This window comes from Streptomyces sp. NPDC056527 (assembly GCF_042794475.1).
GTDB lineage: Bacteria > Actinomycetota > Actinomycetes > Streptomycetales > Streptomycetaceae > Streptomyces.
Window position 1 is genome coordinate 1 of sequence record NZ_JBHTTQ010000135.1, and the last position, 16,193, is coordinate 16,193.

Genomic DNA, 16,193 nt, shown 5'->3' on the forward strand with positions numbered 1-16,193 from the left:
GGACTCGGAAGAGTCCGGGGCCGCCCCTTTTCGTGCCTCAGGTGGTGCGCAGGTCGAGGTGGGGGTGGGCGCGCAGGGCCGCCAGGTCGAGACGGTCGAGCGCCTCCACCTGGGTCGTCTGGAGGCTGAGGATCCGTAGCCCGGGCATACCGGCGAGGGCCCGTACGTCGTCGGGCCGCAGGGGCGTGTCCCGCAGCCGGATCACCTCCAGCCCCGCCAGCTCGGTGAGCGGGACGAGACCGGTCACCCCGGTGCAGTCCTGGAGGGTCAGACGGGTGAGCGTCGCGCCGCAGTCGCGGAGCCACTCCATGTCGTCCAGCGTGGGGTTGTCGACGATCTCGACCTTGTAGGGGCGCGCCCCTGCCATGGCCCGGGAGAGTTCGGCGCCGGTGAAGTCGCCCATGAAGCACAGGTGGGCGACCGGGCCGAGCAGGCTCAGCTGCGCCAGTTCGCCCCGGGACGAGACGAGCAGAGGCGTCGTCTTACCGAGGTCGAGACGCGCCAGGACCTCTCGGGCGTACGCGGCGGGGGGAAAGGAGCGCCAGCGGAAGGCCAGCCGGTGGGCGGCGTGCGCAGCCACGAATGCACGGGCGTACGGGATGGCCTCCGCGCCGCCGATCGCGCAGATCACCTCGATCACGTGCTCGTCGAAGCGGCCGTCCTCGTGGGGGCCGGGCAGCAGCGGCAGGACGTACGGGCCCAGCCGGGCCAGCTGCCCCACCTGCTCGGGGCTGCGCGGCGGCAGCACCGACGCCACCGCGTTCCGTACCCGGTGATGGAGGGGCTCGGACAGCCATGCCGCGTGCTGGGCGCACAGCGCCGCCAGGACGTACAAGGTGGTCTTCAGGTCCCACTTCCGGCTCGCGGAGCCCGCGGCGAGGAGGCCCTCGACGAGGACGGGCAGTTCCCGGCGGGAGCAGTGGCCGGCCGCCAGGAGGAGGACGTCGTGCCACTGCTGCTCCCGTGCGTGGCGCAGGAGCTCCGGTACGAGGTCGTCCTCCACGAACTCCTTCGCCGCCAGGAAGTCCTGGAAGGTGCGGTGCGCGAACTGGAAGACGCCGTCCCTCCGCTCCTGGAGGAGGCCGCTGCGGTTGAGGAGGTGGGTGAGGACCTCCTCGGGTGTGCCCTGCCCGGCGACCCTCGGCATCCCCGGCAGCGCGCGGTTGAGCTGGTGCAGGGCCTGATCGCGGGTGAACTCCGTCTGACCGCCCCGGACCAGCCAGGCCGCCAGGCGCTGGAGGAGCTGCTGGTGCTCCTCCACCGACATCCGGATGCCGTCGGGGGCGTCGATCCGGCGCCGGTCGTCGCGGGCGCCGAGGAGCATCTGGAGCGCCGACTGATACAGCGCCCAGCGGGTCTCGGGCAGGAACCCCTCTCGTAACCGGTGCAGGGCGCAGGTCACCGCGCAGAGGAGCGGGGTGCGGGCGAGGTCGGACAGGGTCGGATTGTGGCGGAACTGCTGGAGCAGGTCCTGTTCGAGGCCCTTGAGGACCTCGGGGTCCTCGCCGCCGAGGCCGGCCGCGTCGTGCCAGGCGGTGACGAACGCCTGGATGTCCTGGTCCCGCATGGGCAGGAGGGTCAGCTCCTCGAAGCCCTCGGAGGCCAGCCACTCCGGCTCCACCGCGAGCGGCCGGACGGTCGCCACGCAGCGGGTACGGGGGAAACGGGCGAGGAGCCCCGAGAGCCAGGCGTAGGCGGCCTCCCGGTCCTCCTGGGACACCTCGTCGAGACCGTCGACGAGCAGCAGCGCCCGGCCCCCGGACAGCACCCGGCCCGCCCAGCCGTCGGGTGCCGGGTCGACCATCAGGCCCGCGACGCCGGGGAGTTCGGCGGGGGAGGGGAACCCGGAACCACGGGCCCGGAGGGTGCGGAGCGGGACGACGAAGGGCACGAGGCCGTTCAGGTCGGCGAGTCGGGGGCCGAGGGTGCCGGCGGCGGCATGGGCGGCGAGCCACCAGACCAGGGTGGTCTTGCCGGCGCCGGCGTCGCCGCGCAGGAGGACGCGGGGGCGTGAGGCGAGGAGTTCGTCGATGCGGTGGGGGACGGGGGTGGACCCGGGCTCCCTGGAGGTGGCCTCCAGGGACAGATAGGCGGTGTCGAGGTCCCACTCGGAGGCCCGGCGGTTGAGCTCGTCCAGCCCGAAGACCTTGGTGCGACGGTACGCGGCACCGAGGGCTTCGGCGTACTCCTGCTCATGGGAGGAGTCGACCGTGGTGTGGCGCGTCTGGGCGGCCGGCTCGGGCGGGAGGCTGCCGGTCGCCTTGACGTAGGCGCCCCTGAATCCGTCCCCGGCGACGATCGCGGCCAAGGGCACGCACTCCACCCGCAGGTGGCCGCGGCCGCGCGGGATTCCCTTGACGATCCCCAGCAGCCCGCTGCCGGCGAACACCGGTGCACCGGAGAGGCCCGCGAGGGGGGAGCCGCCGTCGGCGCGTTCGGCGGCCGGGGGCCGGTCCAGTTCGAGGACCATGGTGCGGCGGATCAGACCGGCGAGGGGCAGGACCGTGCCCGTGTACTGGTCGCACTCCAGCCTGCGCCCCTCTTCGTAGCGCTGGATGTGCGGAAAGCCGACGATCTCGCAGTCGGGCAGGGGGCGTTCGGTGGCGACCTCGGCGAGCCTGACAGTGGTCGCGTTCACCAGGGTGGTGACGAGTCCGGCGACGAGGCTCTCCGGCGCCTGGAGGAGCGCGGCGTCGAGCTGCGGGTCGGCCCAGATCACCCGGCACAGGACCCGGTCGCGCAGACCGGGCACGGACACCCAGGCCGAGTAGCCGGCTTCCAGTACATGGGCGCAGGTGAGGACGGTGTCGTCCGTGAGCAGCACGCCGCTGCCCTGCCGTCCGGAGTGCTGGGAGTGGACGGCGACCGCGCGTCGGCCGGGCGCAAGCCCCATCAGTCACCGAACCCGGAGGTGTCGCCCGGCTCGTCGTTGCCGACCAGCCAGGGCCCGTTCGTCGCGGCGTTGCGGGGCTTGAGGGTGAAGCAGACGCGATGGGTCTCGCCCCGGGTACGGGAGGCGTCGGCCCCGGCCTCGACGACCCATGCCTTGACCTTGGCCCCGCCCTTCACCTCCTTGCGGAGTTCGATCGTGAACTCCATCTCGATGTCCCCCACTTCGAAGGCGACGGGCTTTCCGGTGGCGCGGGTGGCGGCGTCGACGAGTTGATCGCGCACGGACTCGATGGCGTCGGCGAGCTCGATGTCGGTCATGATCGCGAACGTACCGGGGGAGGGCGGGTCCGGTCAGGTCATGTGACGATTCGGGTGCCGGGGGCCAGATGCTCCGTGCCGGTGAAGCCGAGGCCCGCCCCGCTGATGAGGGCCAAGTGCTTCAGGCCGGCCAAAGGAGCCAGGTCCTGTTCCCTGCCGCGCGGGCCCTGCCGCAGGGAGAGCCGCCGAAGGCCGGGGAAGACCTCGGCCACCTTGCCCAAGGGTGCGTCGGTTTCGGCCAGGAACAGCGTCAGCAGGTCGATCTGCGGCAGACGGAGGAGGTCGGGGACCTCAAGGAGAGCCGAGGACCGGATGTGGAGGCTGCGCGCGCTGGTGAGCGACGCGATCCCGCGCCAGTCCTCTGCGGTCAGCCAGGGGGCCTGCCGAAGAATGATCACCCGCAGTTCCGGGAGGCGGGCGAGCGAGCCGAATCCCTCGATCGGGGCGGCGGAGGCGATGAGACTGTTCACGCTGTCGGATCTGAGGCAGGTCTCGGCCGACCACGAGTCCCACTGGGCGACGTTGAGGGCCTGGGTCTCGGCCAACAACGGGGCGAGCGCCGCCAGCCCTCGGTCCGAGAGGCTCGGGCGGAGGTCGAGGGCCGAGGGCCGTAGCCCCAGTCGTACGAGCTCACCGGCCTGCTCGTCGGAGCCGATGGTGAAGAACAGATCTGTCGCGTCGAGGCGGGTGATGATCTCTTCTGCGTACGCACGCGTGTCGAACCGGCGCCAGGCCCACATGAGTTGGGAGCGGATCAGCATGTCCGGGTGGTCGGCGAACCGGGCGAGGTAGGGCAGGGCGGCGTCCGCCGCGATGTGGGAGGCGGTCACCACGGCCATCTGCGCCTCCTGGTCGCCGAGGCTCTCCGGCCCGGGCAGCAGGTCCAGAACGGTGCGTCCCACCGACGCCAGCTCCCGCGCCTCCTCCGCGTCGCGCGGCGGAATCACCTCGCCCGTCCGGGCCAGGATCCGTTCCCGGATCTCCGGGGCCACTTCCGTCGCGTGGTCCAGCGCCGTAGCCGCCACGACCAGGATGCGCAGGTGCGTGCGCCGCGCCACCTCCGCGTCCGCCGCCTTCAGCAACTCCTCGAAGATCTCCGCGCATTCGCGCGGGCGCGCGTGGCCGACGGCCATGCGGATGACGTCCTCCCACTGGTCGTCCGCCGCGTGCCGGCCGAGGACGCCGATGTCCCAGCGGTCGACCAGGGCCTTCGCCGCCAGGTAGTCCTGGAAGGTGCGGTGGACGAAGTCGACGGTGTCCGCGGTCGGTTCGCGCAGCAGGCCGCTTCGGTGGAGCAGGTGCGTGAAGACCGCGCCGGGGTCGTACCCGGCCGCCTCCGTGATCGCCGGCACCGCCTCCCGTACGACCGACTCGGCGTGTGAACGGTCCATCGTCGTACGGCCGTTGAGCGTCAGCCAGTACGCGATCCGCTGGATCAGCTGGATCTGCGGGGCCTCGCCCAGCTCGATCCCGTACGGCGTGCCCATGTCCCGCTCGCGGTCCCGGCGCGAGAGCAGCATCGAGAGCGCCGCGTCGTACAGCGCCTTGCGGCCGCGCGGCAGGAAGCCACGGCGGCCTCGGTGCAGGGCGCAGATCAGACCGCACATCAGGGGGTTGGTGGCGAGCTGGGCGACGTCGGAGGTGGTCCGCAGGGCGTCGAGGAGCGGCTGCTCGTACGGTGCGGCCTCCGGCCCCGCGGCCTTGTGCCAGCGGCGGACGAAGGTGCCGACCTCGGCGGCGGACATCGGGGCGAGGCTGAGCTCGGTGAAGCCGTCCGAGGCCAGCCAGTCGTCGCGTACGGCGGTGGGGCGGGAGGTCACGAGCCAGCGGTTGCCGTCGTACGAGTCGAGGAGGTCGCGGACCCAGCGGCGGGCGCGGTCGCGCTCGGCGTCGGGGATCTCGTCGATGCCGTCGACCAGGACCAGGCCGCGTCCGGTGGCGAGGACGCGGTCGGCCCAGCCGTCGGGAGGGGAGAGCGGGCAGTCGACGGCGGAGAGGAAGCGGTCGGGGGCGGGGAGCCGCTCGCCGTGGCGGGTGAGGGTACGGAGGGGAAGGACGAAGGGGATCCGGCCGCGGAGGTACGCCATGTCGTCCGCGAGGTCCTCGTGGCTGGCCGAGACGGCCAGCCACTGGACGAGCGTCGTCTTCCCGGAGCCGGCCGTGCCGCGCAGGAGCACCTTGTCGTGCCGGGCGAGCGCGAGGTCGGCGCGGCCGCCGAGGAGGTCGCCGCGGTGGATGGCCGTCGCCGTGCCGGAGCGGAAGGAGGTCCAGGTGGTTGCGGGGTCTTCCTCGCCCGCACCCTGGCCTGCCACCGTGCTCGGCGCCCGGCGCGCCCGCTCGTTCTCCGCCTCGTCCGTCGCTCCGCTCCCGTCCGGCTCCGCGAGCCACGTTCCGGCCCCGCTCCCCGCCGCGAGCCACGCGCCCGTCCCCGTCGCTTCCAGCGACAGGTACGCCACATCCAGCGGCCACTTCTCCGGCGCGTCCCGCAGGTCCACCCCGTAGATCGTGAGGCTGCCGTGCTTCTTCGCCACGTATGCCAGGTAGCGCCGCTCGAACTCCGCGTCCCGTGCGTCCACCCGTGGCGTCCGGCGAATCACCTCGTCGACCTTGGCGGTCAGCTCCTGCTGGCCGCGGGTCTGCTCCACGAGCGTGCGGGCGACGAACGTGGACCGCTGGGTGAAGAACTCCAGGATGTGCAGGCAGGCCCACTCGGTGAGCGAGCCGAGGAAGTGGACGGAGTCCGTCGACAGGCCGTCCGGGGCCGGGGCCGCCGCGCGCAGGCTGCGGGCGAGGGCCGGGGCGCCGAGGTGGACCGCCTGGACGTCGTCCATGTCGAGGTCTCCGAGGGCGAGGAGCGTCGCGGTCAGGGTGTCGGTGAGCGCCTCGGCCTCGTCGGCGGGGAACGGGGGCTCGCCCGGGCCCGTGCGGGCGCGTTCGACGAGGGTCGCGGCCAGTTTGCGGACGTCCTTGTCCGTCAGCGTGCGCTGCTCGCCGCGGAAGGAGACGAGCCGGGAGAGCCGGATCGGCTTGCGGGCGCCGGTGACGCCGGCCCCGGGACCGTCCTTGACCAGCAGTTTCTTGACCAAGGGGCCGATCGTGGAGGACGCGAGTCGCATCCCGATGAGTGCTGGATCCACGTGCGTCCCCCGAAGCAGCCGTGCTCTTCAAACCGTGCCGTCAGCGTAGTGCGGGACGTGATCGAAAAGGTCCTGGTTGCGTGACCCAGGTCGCAATGGGGGCGGGCGCGCCGTGACAAGGCGCACAGGCGTTTCGAGGGGTACTAACCGGAATAGTGATGGCGTTTGCTGTCGATTCGGGACGTTCAGGGCTTGGCCGCCGGGACTTTGGTCCCGAGGGGACGCGAACCGTACGAGAAGCGGCCTGTCGGTCCGATACGGGCAGGTCCGACGTGCGCATAAACCGCTTCTCTTGTGCCGCTTTGTCCGATTTCAGGCAGGGGTGTCCCGGGTCGTCAAGACCCGAACACCCCAGGAGATCGCTACGACGCAATGTCGTAGATGGGGTGTTTTACGCCGGATGGGTGTGCGGGTTACCAAGGATGAGCAACAGCCCGCCCGGCGCAGCGATCGCGTCGGGTCCCGTTCTGTCCGGAGGTTTTCCCCCGTATGTCGAAGCGCGTCATGAACCCCGCCCGTATCACCGCCGTCGCCCTTGCCACCGCCGGCCTGGGAGCGTCGCTGGTGGCCGGAGCAGGGTCCGCCTTCGCCGCCGAGGGCAAGGCCGCCACCATCGCGACTGCCGCGACCGGTGCGTCCACTGCCGTCGCCGCGCAGGCCGATGCCCAGGCCCAGGCCGCCGTGAAGGCCGCCGTCGCCAAGCAGGCCGCCGCCAAGAAGGTTGCCGTCGCCAAGGCCGCGAAGGCCGCCCCGGTCGCCGCCAAGAAGGCCCCCTCCTGGGTCAAGCCGGTCGGTGGCTACACCCTGACCGCCAGCTTCAACCAGGGCGGCGCCATGTGGGCCCACAAGCACTCCGGCCAGGACTTCGCCGTCCCGGTCGGCACCCCGGTCAAGGCCGCCGGCGCCGGCACCGTCGTGAAGGCTGGCCCGAACGGCGGCGGCGACGGCCCCGCGTACGGCAACGCCATCGTCGTCAAGCACGCCAACGGCAAGTACTCGCAGTACGCCCACCTGTCGAAGATCAACGTGCACATCGGCCAGAAGGTCGGCGCCGGCCAGAAGATCGCCCTGTCGGGCAACACCGGCAACTCCTCCGGCCCGCACCTGCACTTCGAGATCCGTACGACCCCGAACTACGGTTCCGCGCTCAACCCGGCCGCGTTCCTGCGTTCCATGGGCGTCTCCATCTGACCTGAAGAACGCATCACCGCGCGCTGTGCGCCTGGGTGATCAGATCGAGGGCGACTTCGAGGACGGCTTCACGCTTCTCCTCGGAGTCGCCCTCGACGTTGTCCATGAAGAACATCCCCGCGTGCAGGGTGAAGATCGCGCTCACGCAGCGCACCCGGTCGATCACGGCGAAGTCCGGCTCCTGGATCAGGCCGCTCAGCTCGATCATCCGCTCCTTGAAGGTCAGGCCGATGCTCAGCTCGCGGACGGCCGCCTGGTTCTCCTGCATGAAGCGGAACAGCGGGGCCGCGCTGATCAGGGATTCCTGGTAGCGGCGCAGGATCTCCTCCCTGACCTCCAGCGTGCGCGGCTGCTCGCGCGCCCATGCGATCAGCTCGTCCACGGGCCTGGTGAGGTCCTGGAAGATGCCGATGATGATGTCTTCCTTGGTCTTGAAGTGGTAGTACAGCGCGGCCTTGGTGACGTCGAGGTGCTCGGCGATCTCGCGCAGTGAGGTCTTCTCGTAACCCTGTTCCGCGAAGAGTTCGAGGGCCACGTCCTGGATGCGCTGCCGGGTGTTGCCTCTGGCCATGGTCCGCTCCCACACACTCATACTTACTTGACGACCGGCTAGTTACGGGTCTACCGTCCCCAGTGTAGTAACTAGCCGGGCGGCAAGTAAGTGCCCGAAGGGCTTGTGGGGAGCGGAAGCATGGCGACGACCGAATCAGTCAGTACATCCGGGGAGGGAGCGGCCGAGCAGCCACGCAGTGTCCGCGTCGTCCTCCTCGCCCTCATGATCGCGATGCTGCTCGCGATGCTGGACAACATGATCATCGGCACCGCGATGCCGACGATCGTCGGCGAGCTCGGCGGCCTGGAGCACCTCTCCTGGGTCGTCACCGCCTATACGCTCGCCACCGCCGCCTCCACCCCGATCTGGGGCAAGCTCGGCGACATGTTCGGCCGCAAGAGCGTCTTCCTCACCTCGATCGTGATCTTCGTGATCGGCTCGGCGCTCAGCGGCATGGCCCAGGACATGGGCCAGCTCATCGGCTTCCGTGCCGTCCAGGGCCTCGGCGCCGGCGGCCTGATGGTCGGCGTGATGGCGATCATCGGCGACCTGATCCCGCCCCGTGAACGCGGCAAGTACCAGGGCATGATGGCCGGCGTGATGGCCCTCGCCATGATCGGCGGACCGCTGGTCGGCGGCACCATCACCGACCACTGGGGCTGGCGCTGGTCCTTCTACATCAACCTGCCGCTCGGCGTCGTCGCCCTCGCGATGGTCACCGCCGTGCTCCACCTGCCCAAGAAGGAGCGCGACCGCTCCACCCGGATCGACTTCCTCGGCGCCTCGCTGCTGACCGTCGGCATCACCGCGATCGTCCTGGTCACCACCTGGGGCGGTACCGAGTACGCCTGGGGCTCCGCGACCATCGTCGGCCTCTCGGTCGCCGGTGTCGCCGCGCTCGCCGCCTTCCTCTGGGCCGAGACCCGCGCCGCCGACCCGGTCGTGCCGCTGCACATCTTCCGCAGCCGCAACTTCACCCTCATGTCGGTGATCGGCTTCCTCACCGGCTTCGTGATGTTCGGCGCGGTCCTCTTCCTGCCGCTCTTCCAGCAGTCCGTGCAGGGCGCCTCGGCCACCAACTCCGGCCTGCTGCTCCTGCCGATGCTGCTGTCGATGATGGTCGTCTCGCTGATCTCCGGCCGGATCACCACCAACAGCGGCAAGTACAAGATCTTCCCGATCATCGGTACGGCGCTGATGGTGATCGGCCTGTTCCTGCTCGCGCAGATGGACACCGACACCACCCGCCTCACCTCCGGGATCTACATGGCGGTGCTCGGCGCAGGCATGGGCTTCCTGATGCAGATCACGATGCTCGTCGCGCAGAACAGCGTCGAGATGAAGGACATGGGTGTCGCGTCCAGCTCGACGACCCTCTTCCGTACCCTCGGCTCCTCCTTCGGCGTCGCGATCATGGGCGCGCTCTTCACGAGCCGCGTCCAGGACGAGATGGCGACGCGCGGCGGCTCGGAACTGACCCAGCAGTCCGCCCAGCTCGACGCGGCCTCCCTGGCGAAGCTGCCCGAGGCGCTGCGCGAGGCGTACCAGCACGCGGTCGCCGCCGGCACGCACTCGGCCTTCCTGGTCGCCTCGGCGGTCGCCGTCATCGGCTTCGTGCTCGCCTTCCTCGTCAAGGAGGTGGCGCTGCGAGGCGCCGGACCCGAGGCGAAGCCGCAGGCCGCGGACGAGGCGCCGAAGGTCGCCGAGACCGTCTGACCCGCGCTCGTACCCGAGAGGGCCCCGGCACACACCAGGTGTGCCGGGGCCCTCTCACGTACGGCGTCCTACTCCGCGAACGTACGCAGTCCTACTCCGCGAACGTACGCAGTCCCACTCCGCGAACGTACGGCGTCCTACTCCGCGAACTTGATCATCGGGAAGCTGCCGGTGTTCGTCGGAGCGTGGTCCGGGAGCCAGAGCACCGCGATCGACCCGCCCGCCCCCTCCGGCGTGCCCTCGGGCGCCGCGTTGCGGAACGTCAGCCGGGCCCCGAGGACCCGCGCCTGCCCCGCCGCGATCGTCAGCCCCAGCCCGTGGCCCTGGCCCGCCCGGTCGCTCGCGCCGGTACGGAAGCGGCTGGGGCCCTCGCGGAGCAGCGCCTCGGGGAAACCGGGGCCGTGGTCCCGGACCCGTACGACCCGGCCCTCGACCGTCACCTCCACCGGCGGCTTGCCGTGCTTGGCCGCGTTCGCGAGGAGGTTGCCCAGGATCCGCTCCAGCCGGCGCGGGTCGGTGTTCACCCAGGACTCGTGGACGACGTGCACGACCGCGTCCGGGTCGAGCGCCCGCACCCGCCGCTCCACGAACTCGCCGAGCGAGATCTCCTGGAGCTCGGCCCGCTCCGACGCGCTGTCGAGCCGGGCCACCTCCAGCACGTCCTCGACCAGCGTCCGCATGGCCTGCGCCCGGTCCCGTACGAGCTCACTGGGGCGCCCCGGCGGCAGCAGCTCCGCCGCCGTGAGCAGACCGGTCACCGGGGTCCGCAGCTCGTGCGCGATGTCGGCGGTGACCCGGCGCTCCGCCTCGATCCGCTCCTGAAGGGCGTCGGTCAGGGCGTCCACCGCGCGCGCCAGCTCGTCGGTCTCGTCGCGGACGAATCCGCCGATCGCCTTGCGGACCCGTACGTCCGTGTTGCCCTGCGCGACCTTGCCCGCCGCGGCGGCGGCCTTCCGCAGCCGGCGCGAGAGCTGGCCGCCGATGAGCACGCCGAGCGCGCAGCCGCCGAACACCACCGACACCGAGCCGATGACCAGGGCCCGGTCGAGATCCTTCATGATCGCCGTGGAGCGGTCGGCGAACGGGATGTGCAGCGACAGCACGTCCCCGTTGGCCAGCGGCACCGCCGCCCACACGTCCGGCGGACCGCCGTGGCGGTGCTCCTGGACGTACGTACCGCGCCGGTTGTCCCGCATGAGCTGATCCAGCTGCGGCGGCAGCATCGGGTCGTTGATCTTGGTGCCGAAGCGGGGCTCCTTCGGCTTGGAGCCCTCGTACATCCGCTGTGCGAAGAGGAGCCGCTCCATCTGCACCTCGCGCGCGTTGTCGAGCATCGAGACCCGCGCCGAGTTGTGGACGACGAGGCTGAGGGTGACCGCGATCAGCGCGCCCACGGCCGCGATGGCGACGGCGATCTTCCAGCGGACCCCCGTACGGAGGGCGAGCGGCCTCACCTGCTGCCCCGCTTCACCGGCTGACCTGCTTCATCCCGCTGACCCGCTTCATCCCTTGAGCTTGTAGCCGAAGCCGCGGACCGTCTCGATCCGGTCCTGGCCGATCTTGGTGCGCAGCCGCTGGACATGGACGTCCACCACCCGGGTGTCGCCGCCCCAGCCGTAGTCCCAGACCCGCTCCAGGAGCTTGTCCCGGGACAGGACCGTGCCCGGCGCGGACGAGAACTCCAGCAGCAGACGCATCTCCGTCGGGGTCAGCCCGACCGGCGCACCGCCCTTGCGGACCTCCATGCCCTCGGTGTCGACCTCCAGGTCGCCGAAGACCAGCACCCCGCCCACGGGCGCGTCCGCGCGCCCCGCGTCACCGCCCGCAGGGCCGCCGGCGTGCCCGAAACGGCGCAGTACGGCACGTATCCGGGCCACGAGCACGGCACCGTCGAAGGGCTTGGTCACATAGTCGTCGGCACCGGCCTCCAGCCCCAGGACGACGTCGATGGAGTCGGCGCGCGCGGACAGCATGATCACGGGCACGGTCGACTCGTCACGGATCCGGCGGCACAGGCTGACGCCGTCCATGCCCGGCAGCATCACGTCGAGCAGCGCGATGTCGGGCCGGTCCGCCCGGAACGCCTCGAGCCCGGACAGCCCGTCGGGCATGGCGGTCACCATGAAGCCGTCCCGCTCCAGTGCGAGCTGGGTGGCTTCACGGATGACGTCGTCGTCCTCGACGAACAGCACATGGGTCTCGGCCATCGTGTGCCTTCCTGCCTTCCGTTCCTTCTCGTTCCGCGTGGTTGCGCCGTGCCTGCCCGGGGCGCCGCTCAGTTGGCGCTCGGCTCGACGGTCGCGGGGCCGTCGATGCCTCCGTCGCCGACCGCGCGGCTGTAGTCGTTGTGCACCCAGTCGTGCTGGCTGAACTTTCTCCCCGCCCAGCGGTACGTGATCACGTCCTCGCCCGAGGGGTAGGCCACCGGGTCGCCCTTGGCGTACACCTGCTTCGTCACGACCAGGTCCCCCCGGTCGATCGTCGCGTAGACGGCGGCGTCCTCCGCCATGAACACGTTCTTGTACTCGCCGCTCTCCTCGCGGTACACGTACGTGCCGATACCCACGGCATCGCCGCAGGTCATCACGTTGACGACGACATCGGGCGAGGTCCCGCCGGTCAGATTCCCGTAGGAGGTGTCCACCGGGTACGCGTCCGCGACGCACGGCTTCAGATCGGCCTTCAGGCGCTCGCCGATCTTCGGATCGGCCTTGATGAGCGCGATCGGGTCGACGCGCTTGGCGGGCATCTGCCCGGAGGAGGCCGAGGGGGACGGCGCCGGTACGGCCGATCCGGCCTCGTCGGCGCGGGCGGCGCCCTCGTCGCGCGAGCCCGTACCGCCGGTGGAACACGCGGTCATGAACAGCCCGATGGCGACGAGCCCGGCCAATGCCGTGGTACTCGTCGCCCGGATGATCCGGCGACGCCGTGGGCCGCAGGACCCTTCGTCGTCGCCGTCGTGTCTGGCGCCTAGGCCGCGCACCGGTGCTGCCCCCGTTCGTCGGGTCGTACGGTCGACCGCTCCAGAGCACGGGCGTCGTCGACGCCACGGCTCTCCAGTTCCTGACGCAGTCGGGCCAGTGCGCGGTGGAGCGTGGACTTCACCGTACCCGTCGACATACCGAGCGCGGCCGCGGTCTCCTCCGTGCTCATCTGCTCCCAGTGCCGCAGGACGACCACGCTGCGCTGCTTCGGCGCGAGGACCTTCAGGATGTCCATGAGCAGGGCGCGGTCGGCGTGCTGCTCGGTGGCGTCGTCGACGGAGGCGTCGGGCAGCTGCTCGGTGGGGACCTCGTCGAGCTTGCGGGCCCGCCACCACTCGGTTCGCGTGTTGATCATGACGCGGCGCAGATACGCGTCGGCGAGCGACTTGTCGGCGATGCCGTCCCAGCGGCCGTACGTCCGCACCAGCGCCGTCTGCAGGAGGTCCTGCGCGTCGACCGGGTCGGGGACGAGACGGCGGGCGCTGCGCAGCAGCGCGTCCTGCCGAGTGCGGACGTACTCCTCGAAGTCGAGCACCTCTCCGTGCGACATCTGAACCGCCTCCGATCCCCGTGACCAGCCTGTTTGGCTTACGTCGACGAAGTTACGGAGCAGTTGTCACGAGGTTGTCCGGGGCAGCCGTCGGAGGATGCACGGCTGCCCATCGGTTGTGTAACAGGGGGCGGGAATGGGTAGGAGACTGGATTCGGCTCGGGACCACGGCCGGGGCCGGCGGTCCTCCGGCAGGTCGGTCAGGACTGCGGCAGGCGGTACAGGCCGTCGTCGAGGGGTTCGACCAGGCCGTCGGCGACCAGACCGTCCAGCGCCCGGGCCCGCTGCACCGGCTCGTCCCAGACCGCGTCCAGGGCGGACTGCGGTACGGCACCCACCGTCTCCCGGAGCACGGCGAGCAGCCGGCCGCGGACCTGCCGGTCCGTGCCCGCGTACGTCTGGCCGCGCCGCGCCGGTCCCTCATGGGCCGGCTTCCCCGACATCCGCCAGACGCAGCTCTCGGCGATCGGGCAGCGCCCGCAGTCCTCGTTCTTCGCCGTGCAGACCAGCGCGCCCAGCTCCATCGACGCGGCCGCCCAGCGGGCCGCCGTCGCCTCGTCCTCGGGCAGGAGCGCCCGCGCGAGCCGCCGCTCGGCGGCGGTCGTGGCGTTCGGCGGGTACTGCATGCCCGAGGCCGCCCGGGCGAACACCCGGCGGACGTTGGTGTCGAGCACCGGATGCCGCTGCCCGTACGCGAACGAGGCCACCGCGGCAGCCGTGTACTCCCCGATACCGGGCAGCGCCAGCAGCGCGGCGTGCTCGCTCGGCACGTCGCCGCCGTGCCGCTCCGTTATGGCCACGGCCGCCGCATGCAGCCTCAGGGCGCGCCGCGGGTAGCCGAGCCTGCCCCAGGCACGCACGGCCTCACCGGGCGCGTCGGCCGCGAGGTCGGCAGGTCGCGGCCAGCGCGCGAGCCACTGCTCGTACACGGGCAGGACCCGCACGACCGGGGTCTGCTGGAGCATGAATTCGCTGACCATCACGCCCCACGCCCCCGCCTCTGGGCGGCGCCAGGGCAGGTCGCGGGCGTGCCGGTCGAACCAGGCGAGGACGGGCCCGTGCAGCTCGGCCGGGGCCGGGGCGGGGGCGTCGTCGAACACGGGGGTGGAGGCATCGGTGGAAGTCATGGCACCCCCGATCCTGGCATGTTCAGCGCGCGCCGTGGCGCACGCCCTCGGGGCGCATGGAGGCGCGCGGGCGCGGCCCGCGCCCGGCGCACCACACCACCGCGCCGGTACGGCTCGACCGTGCCGTCTCCACCAGCGCCCCAACCGGCCGGGTCGCCGCCTTGACGGCCAGGAACGCGACCGCGCTCCCGAGCAGCACTCCGACCGTCACGTCGTGCGGATAGTGGACGCCGACGAAGACCCGGGAGAACGCCATGAGCAGCGCCATCGGCACGGTCAGCCATACGATCCCGCGCCAGGCCAACGCGAGCGCGACCGCCGCCGCGCCCGCGATGGCGGAATGGTTGCTGGGGAAGGACCAGTCGCCGGTCGGCGGGCACGGGACGAGCGAGGCTGCGGCGCCCGCGACGGCCCGGCACGGACGCTCCTCGTCCACCAGTGATTTGAGCGACTCGCTCACCACATAGCCGAACGCAGTCGCGAGCGGGGCGAGCAGAGCGAGGGCCATCGCGCCGCTCGCCCCGGACCTGGCCCGCCACCATCCGGCCACGAACAGCACGCCGAAGAGGAGCAGTCCGGCCTCGGTCCACACCTCGGCGAGCTGTTGGAACCAGTGCGGGGTGGAGTGGGCGAAGTCCGTGACGTCGCGATAGAGATCGGCGGAGAGGCCGGGGAGGTTGTCCATGATCAGGACGCTAACCGGTGGCGACAACCGGCACCCGTGCCGAAGGACCACGACGACCCCCGACGAAAGTGGGGGTGAGCGGGGGCATTCCGACGTTCCGGATGTGATCATCGGCAAAACTTGATGCCTGGGGCGGCGGGTGGGGCGGGAGTTGGCGCCGATCTCTCGTAAGGTTCGTGCCGTGGGATCACTGCGCAATCCGGTCGGGCCGCTTCCCTCCTCCATCTACTGGCGACGGAGGGCGGTCGCGCTGTGCCTGCTCGCACTTCTCGCGCTGATCACCCTCTGGGCCGTCACCTCCGGCGGAGGCGGCGGGAAGAAGCCGAACGACTCCGCCAACGGCTCTTCCCCCGCGCCCTCGATCACCCCTGGACCCTCCGGTTCCGGTCCCGCGATCAGTGAACAGCCCGGCGGACGGGACGAGTCGGGCGACTCCGGGGAGAACTCCGGCGGCGACGGTGGAGACGGCGGCAGCGCCGGCACCGGAGGCGCCGACGCGGGCGCCGAGGCCGGTGGCAAGAACGGGGACACGGACGGAGCGGGTGGCGACAGCGGCGCGAGCACGGGCGCGGGGCAGCAGGTTCCGGCCGATTCTCCGCTGCCGAACTGTGCTCCCGGAGCGCTGCAGTTGACCCTCCGCAGCGCCAAGGTCTCCTACGCGCCCGGCGAGAAGCCCCGCTTCCACCTGGTCGCCAAGAACACCTCGGCCATCGACTGCAAGGCCGATCTCGGCCCGAAGAACGCGGTCCTGACGATCAGTGACGACAAGGACGACGATGTCTGGTCGTCCCAGGACTGCCCGCGTCCGGCCGGCGGTGTGCTGCTCCGGATTCCGGCGCGCTCGACGGTCACGCACAGCGTGGACTGGGACCGCGGCCGGAGCGCCCCGCAGTGCGCCACGGCCCCGGCGGGTCCGGTGGGACCGGGGACGTACCTGGTGGAGGCGGCCATGCCGGGAGTGAAGGTCCTTCCGGCGTCGTTCACGCTCGCCAAGGACTGACAAGAGGCACGGACAAGGGGCCGTACGGAGATCTCCGTAC

At 71.4% G+C, this 16,193-nt stretch carries 13 protein-coding genes; 3 read left to right on the top strand and 10 right to left on the bottom strand.

The window, feature by feature from the left end; genetic code table 11:
• Positions 1-37 precede the first annotated feature (37 nt).
• The 3 genes from ACFQ7Q_RS34590 to ACFQ7Q_RS34600 are packed head-to-tail and all read right to left on the bottom strand — an operon-like array spanning position 38 to position 6,347.
• Entirely contained in the window at positions 38-2,893 is a 2,856-nt protein-coding gene (locus tag ACFQ7Q_RS34590) for an NACHT domain-containing protein (protein WP_383562218.1), read from the bottom strand.
• Positions 2,893-3,210 (bottom strand): trypco2 family protein, encoded by a 318-nt coding sequence (locus ACFQ7Q_RS34595; protein ID WP_383562220.1) that lies wholly within the window; start codon positions 3,208-3,210, stop codon positions 2,893-2,895. The genes ACFQ7Q_RS34590 and ACFQ7Q_RS34595 overlap by 1 nt, the downstream gene beginning before the upstream one ends.
• Before the next feature lie 38 nt (positions 3,211-3,248).
• Positions 3,249-6,347, bottom strand: a complete 3,099-nt coding sequence (locus tag ACFQ7Q_RS34600; protein ID WP_383562222.1) for an NACHT domain-containing protein — start codon at positions 6,345-6,347, stop codon at positions 3,249-3,251.
• Between the two features lie 489 nt (positions 6,348-6,836).
• Between ACFQ7Q_RS34600 and ACFQ7Q_RS34605 the strand changes: the two genes are divergently transcribed.
• Positions 6,837-7,538 carry a M23 family metallopeptidase gene (locus ACFQ7Q_RS34605; RefSeq protein ID WP_383562224.1) on the top strand — a complete coding sequence of 234 codons (702 nt, stop codon included), beginning with the start codon at positions 6,837-6,839 and terminating at the stop codon, positions 7,536-7,538.
• Between the two features lie 13 nt (positions 7,539-7,551).
• Here ACFQ7Q_RS34605 and ACFQ7Q_RS34610 read toward each other — a convergent pair whose 3' ends face one another.
• Positions 7,552-8,109: a TetR/AcrR family transcriptional regulator gene (locus ACFQ7Q_RS34610; RefSeq protein ID WP_383562226.1), complete on the bottom strand. Its 558-nt coding sequence runs from the start codon at positions 8,107-8,109 to the stop codon at positions 7,552-7,554.
• Positions 8,110-8,229: 120 nt separating this feature from the next.
• Here ACFQ7Q_RS34610 and ACFQ7Q_RS34615 point away from each other — a divergent pair, with 120 nt between their 5' ends.
• The gene (locus tag ACFQ7Q_RS34615) at positions 8,230-9,807 is read left to right on the top strand and encodes an MDR family MFS transporter (RefSeq protein WP_383562228.1); all 1,578 of its coding nucleotides are present in this window, start codon (positions 8,230-8,232) and stop codon (positions 9,805-9,807) included.
• 137 nt (positions 9,808-9,944) lie between these two features.
• On the opposite strand, the gene cseC is transcribed toward ACFQ7Q_RS34615, so the two are convergent.
• The 6 genes from cseC to ACFQ7Q_RS34645 form a co-directional block, all read right to left on the bottom strand.
• Positions 9,945-11,261: a two-component system sensor histidine kinase CseC gene (gene cseC / locus ACFQ7Q_RS34620; RefSeq protein ID WP_383562230.1), complete on the bottom strand. Its 1,317-nt coding sequence runs from the start codon at positions 11,259-11,261 to the stop codon at positions 9,945-9,947.
• Positions 11,262-11,309: 48 nt separating this feature from the next.
• On the bottom strand, positions 11,310-12,014 hold the full coding sequence (cseB, locus tag ACFQ7Q_RS34625) for a two-component system response regulator CseB (RefSeq protein ID WP_383562232.1): 705 nt from the start codon (positions 12,012-12,014) through the stop codon (positions 11,310-11,312).
• A gap of 68 nt (positions 12,015-12,082) precedes the next feature.
• Positions 12,083-12,790 (bottom strand): hypothetical protein, encoded by a 708-nt coding sequence (locus ACFQ7Q_RS34630; RefSeq protein ID WP_383562234.1) that lies wholly within the window; start codon positions 12,788-12,790, stop codon positions 12,083-12,085.
• Positions 12,778-13,341: a SigE family RNA polymerase sigma factor gene (locus ACFQ7Q_RS34635; protein WP_329119198.1), complete on the bottom strand. Its 564-nt coding sequence runs from the start codon at positions 13,339-13,341 to the stop codon at positions 12,778-12,780. Before ACFQ7Q_RS34635 ends, ACFQ7Q_RS34630 begins: the two co-directional genes overlap by 13 nt.
• A 200-nt stretch (positions 13,342-13,541) precedes the next feature.
• Complete coding sequence (locus tag ACFQ7Q_RS34640) at positions 13,542-14,468, bottom strand: A/G-specific adenine glycosylase (protein WP_383562237.1); 927 nt, start codon at positions 14,466-14,468, stop codon at positions 13,542-13,544.
• 22 nt (positions 14,469-14,490) lie between these two features.
• Positions 14,491-15,153, bottom strand: a complete 663-nt coding sequence (locus ACFQ7Q_RS34645; protein WP_383562239.1) for a phosphatase PAP2 family protein — start codon at positions 15,151-15,153, stop codon at positions 14,491-14,493.
• A 181-nt stretch (positions 15,154-15,334) separates the two neighbouring features.
• On the opposite strand from ACFQ7Q_RS34645, the gene ACFQ7Q_RS34650 reads away from it, so the two are divergent.
• Positions 15,335-16,153 (top strand): hypothetical protein, encoded by an 819-nt coding sequence (locus ACFQ7Q_RS34650; protein WP_383562241.1) that lies wholly within the window; start codon positions 15,335-15,337, stop codon positions 16,151-16,153.
• Positions 16,154-16,193 lie beyond the last annotated feature (40 nt).

Bases quoted from the DNA above. Each gene is read 5' to 3' on its own strand.
- ACFQ7Q_RS34590 (WP_383562218.1), bottom strand. From the start codon at position 2,893: ATGGGGCTTGCGCCCGGCCGACGCGCGGTCGCCGTCCACTCCCAGCAC.
- ACFQ7Q_RS34595 (WP_383562220.1), bottom strand. From the start codon at position 3,210: ATGACCGACATCGAGCTCGCCGACGCCATCGAGTCCGTGCGCGATCAA.
- ACFQ7Q_RS34605 (WP_383562224.1), top strand. From the start codon at position 6,837: ATGTCGAAGCGCGTCATGAACCCCGCCCGTATCACCGCCGTCGCCCTT.
- ACFQ7Q_RS34610 (WP_383562226.1), bottom strand. From the start codon at position 8,109: ATGGCCAGAGGCAACACCCGGCAGCGCATCCAGGACGTGGCCCTCGAA.
- ACFQ7Q_RS34615 (WP_383562228.1), top strand. From the start codon at position 8,230: ATGGCGACGACCGAATCAGTCAGTACATCCGGGGAGGGAGCGGCCGAG.
- cseB (WP_383562232.1), bottom strand. From the start codon at position 12,014: ATGGCCGAGACCCATGTGCTGTTCGTCGAGGACGACGACGTCATCCGT.
- ACFQ7Q_RS34635 (WP_329119198.1), bottom strand. From the start codon at position 13,341: ATGTCGCACGGAGAGGTGCTCGACTTCGAGGAGTACGTCCGCACTCGG.
- ACFQ7Q_RS34640 (WP_383562237.1), bottom strand. From the start codon at position 14,468: ATGACTTCCACCGATGCCTCCACCCCCGTGTTCGACGACGCCCCCGCC.
- ACFQ7Q_RS34645 (WP_383562239.1), bottom strand. From the start codon at position 15,153: ATGGACAACCTCCCCGGCCTCTCCGCCGATCTCTATCGCGACGTCACG.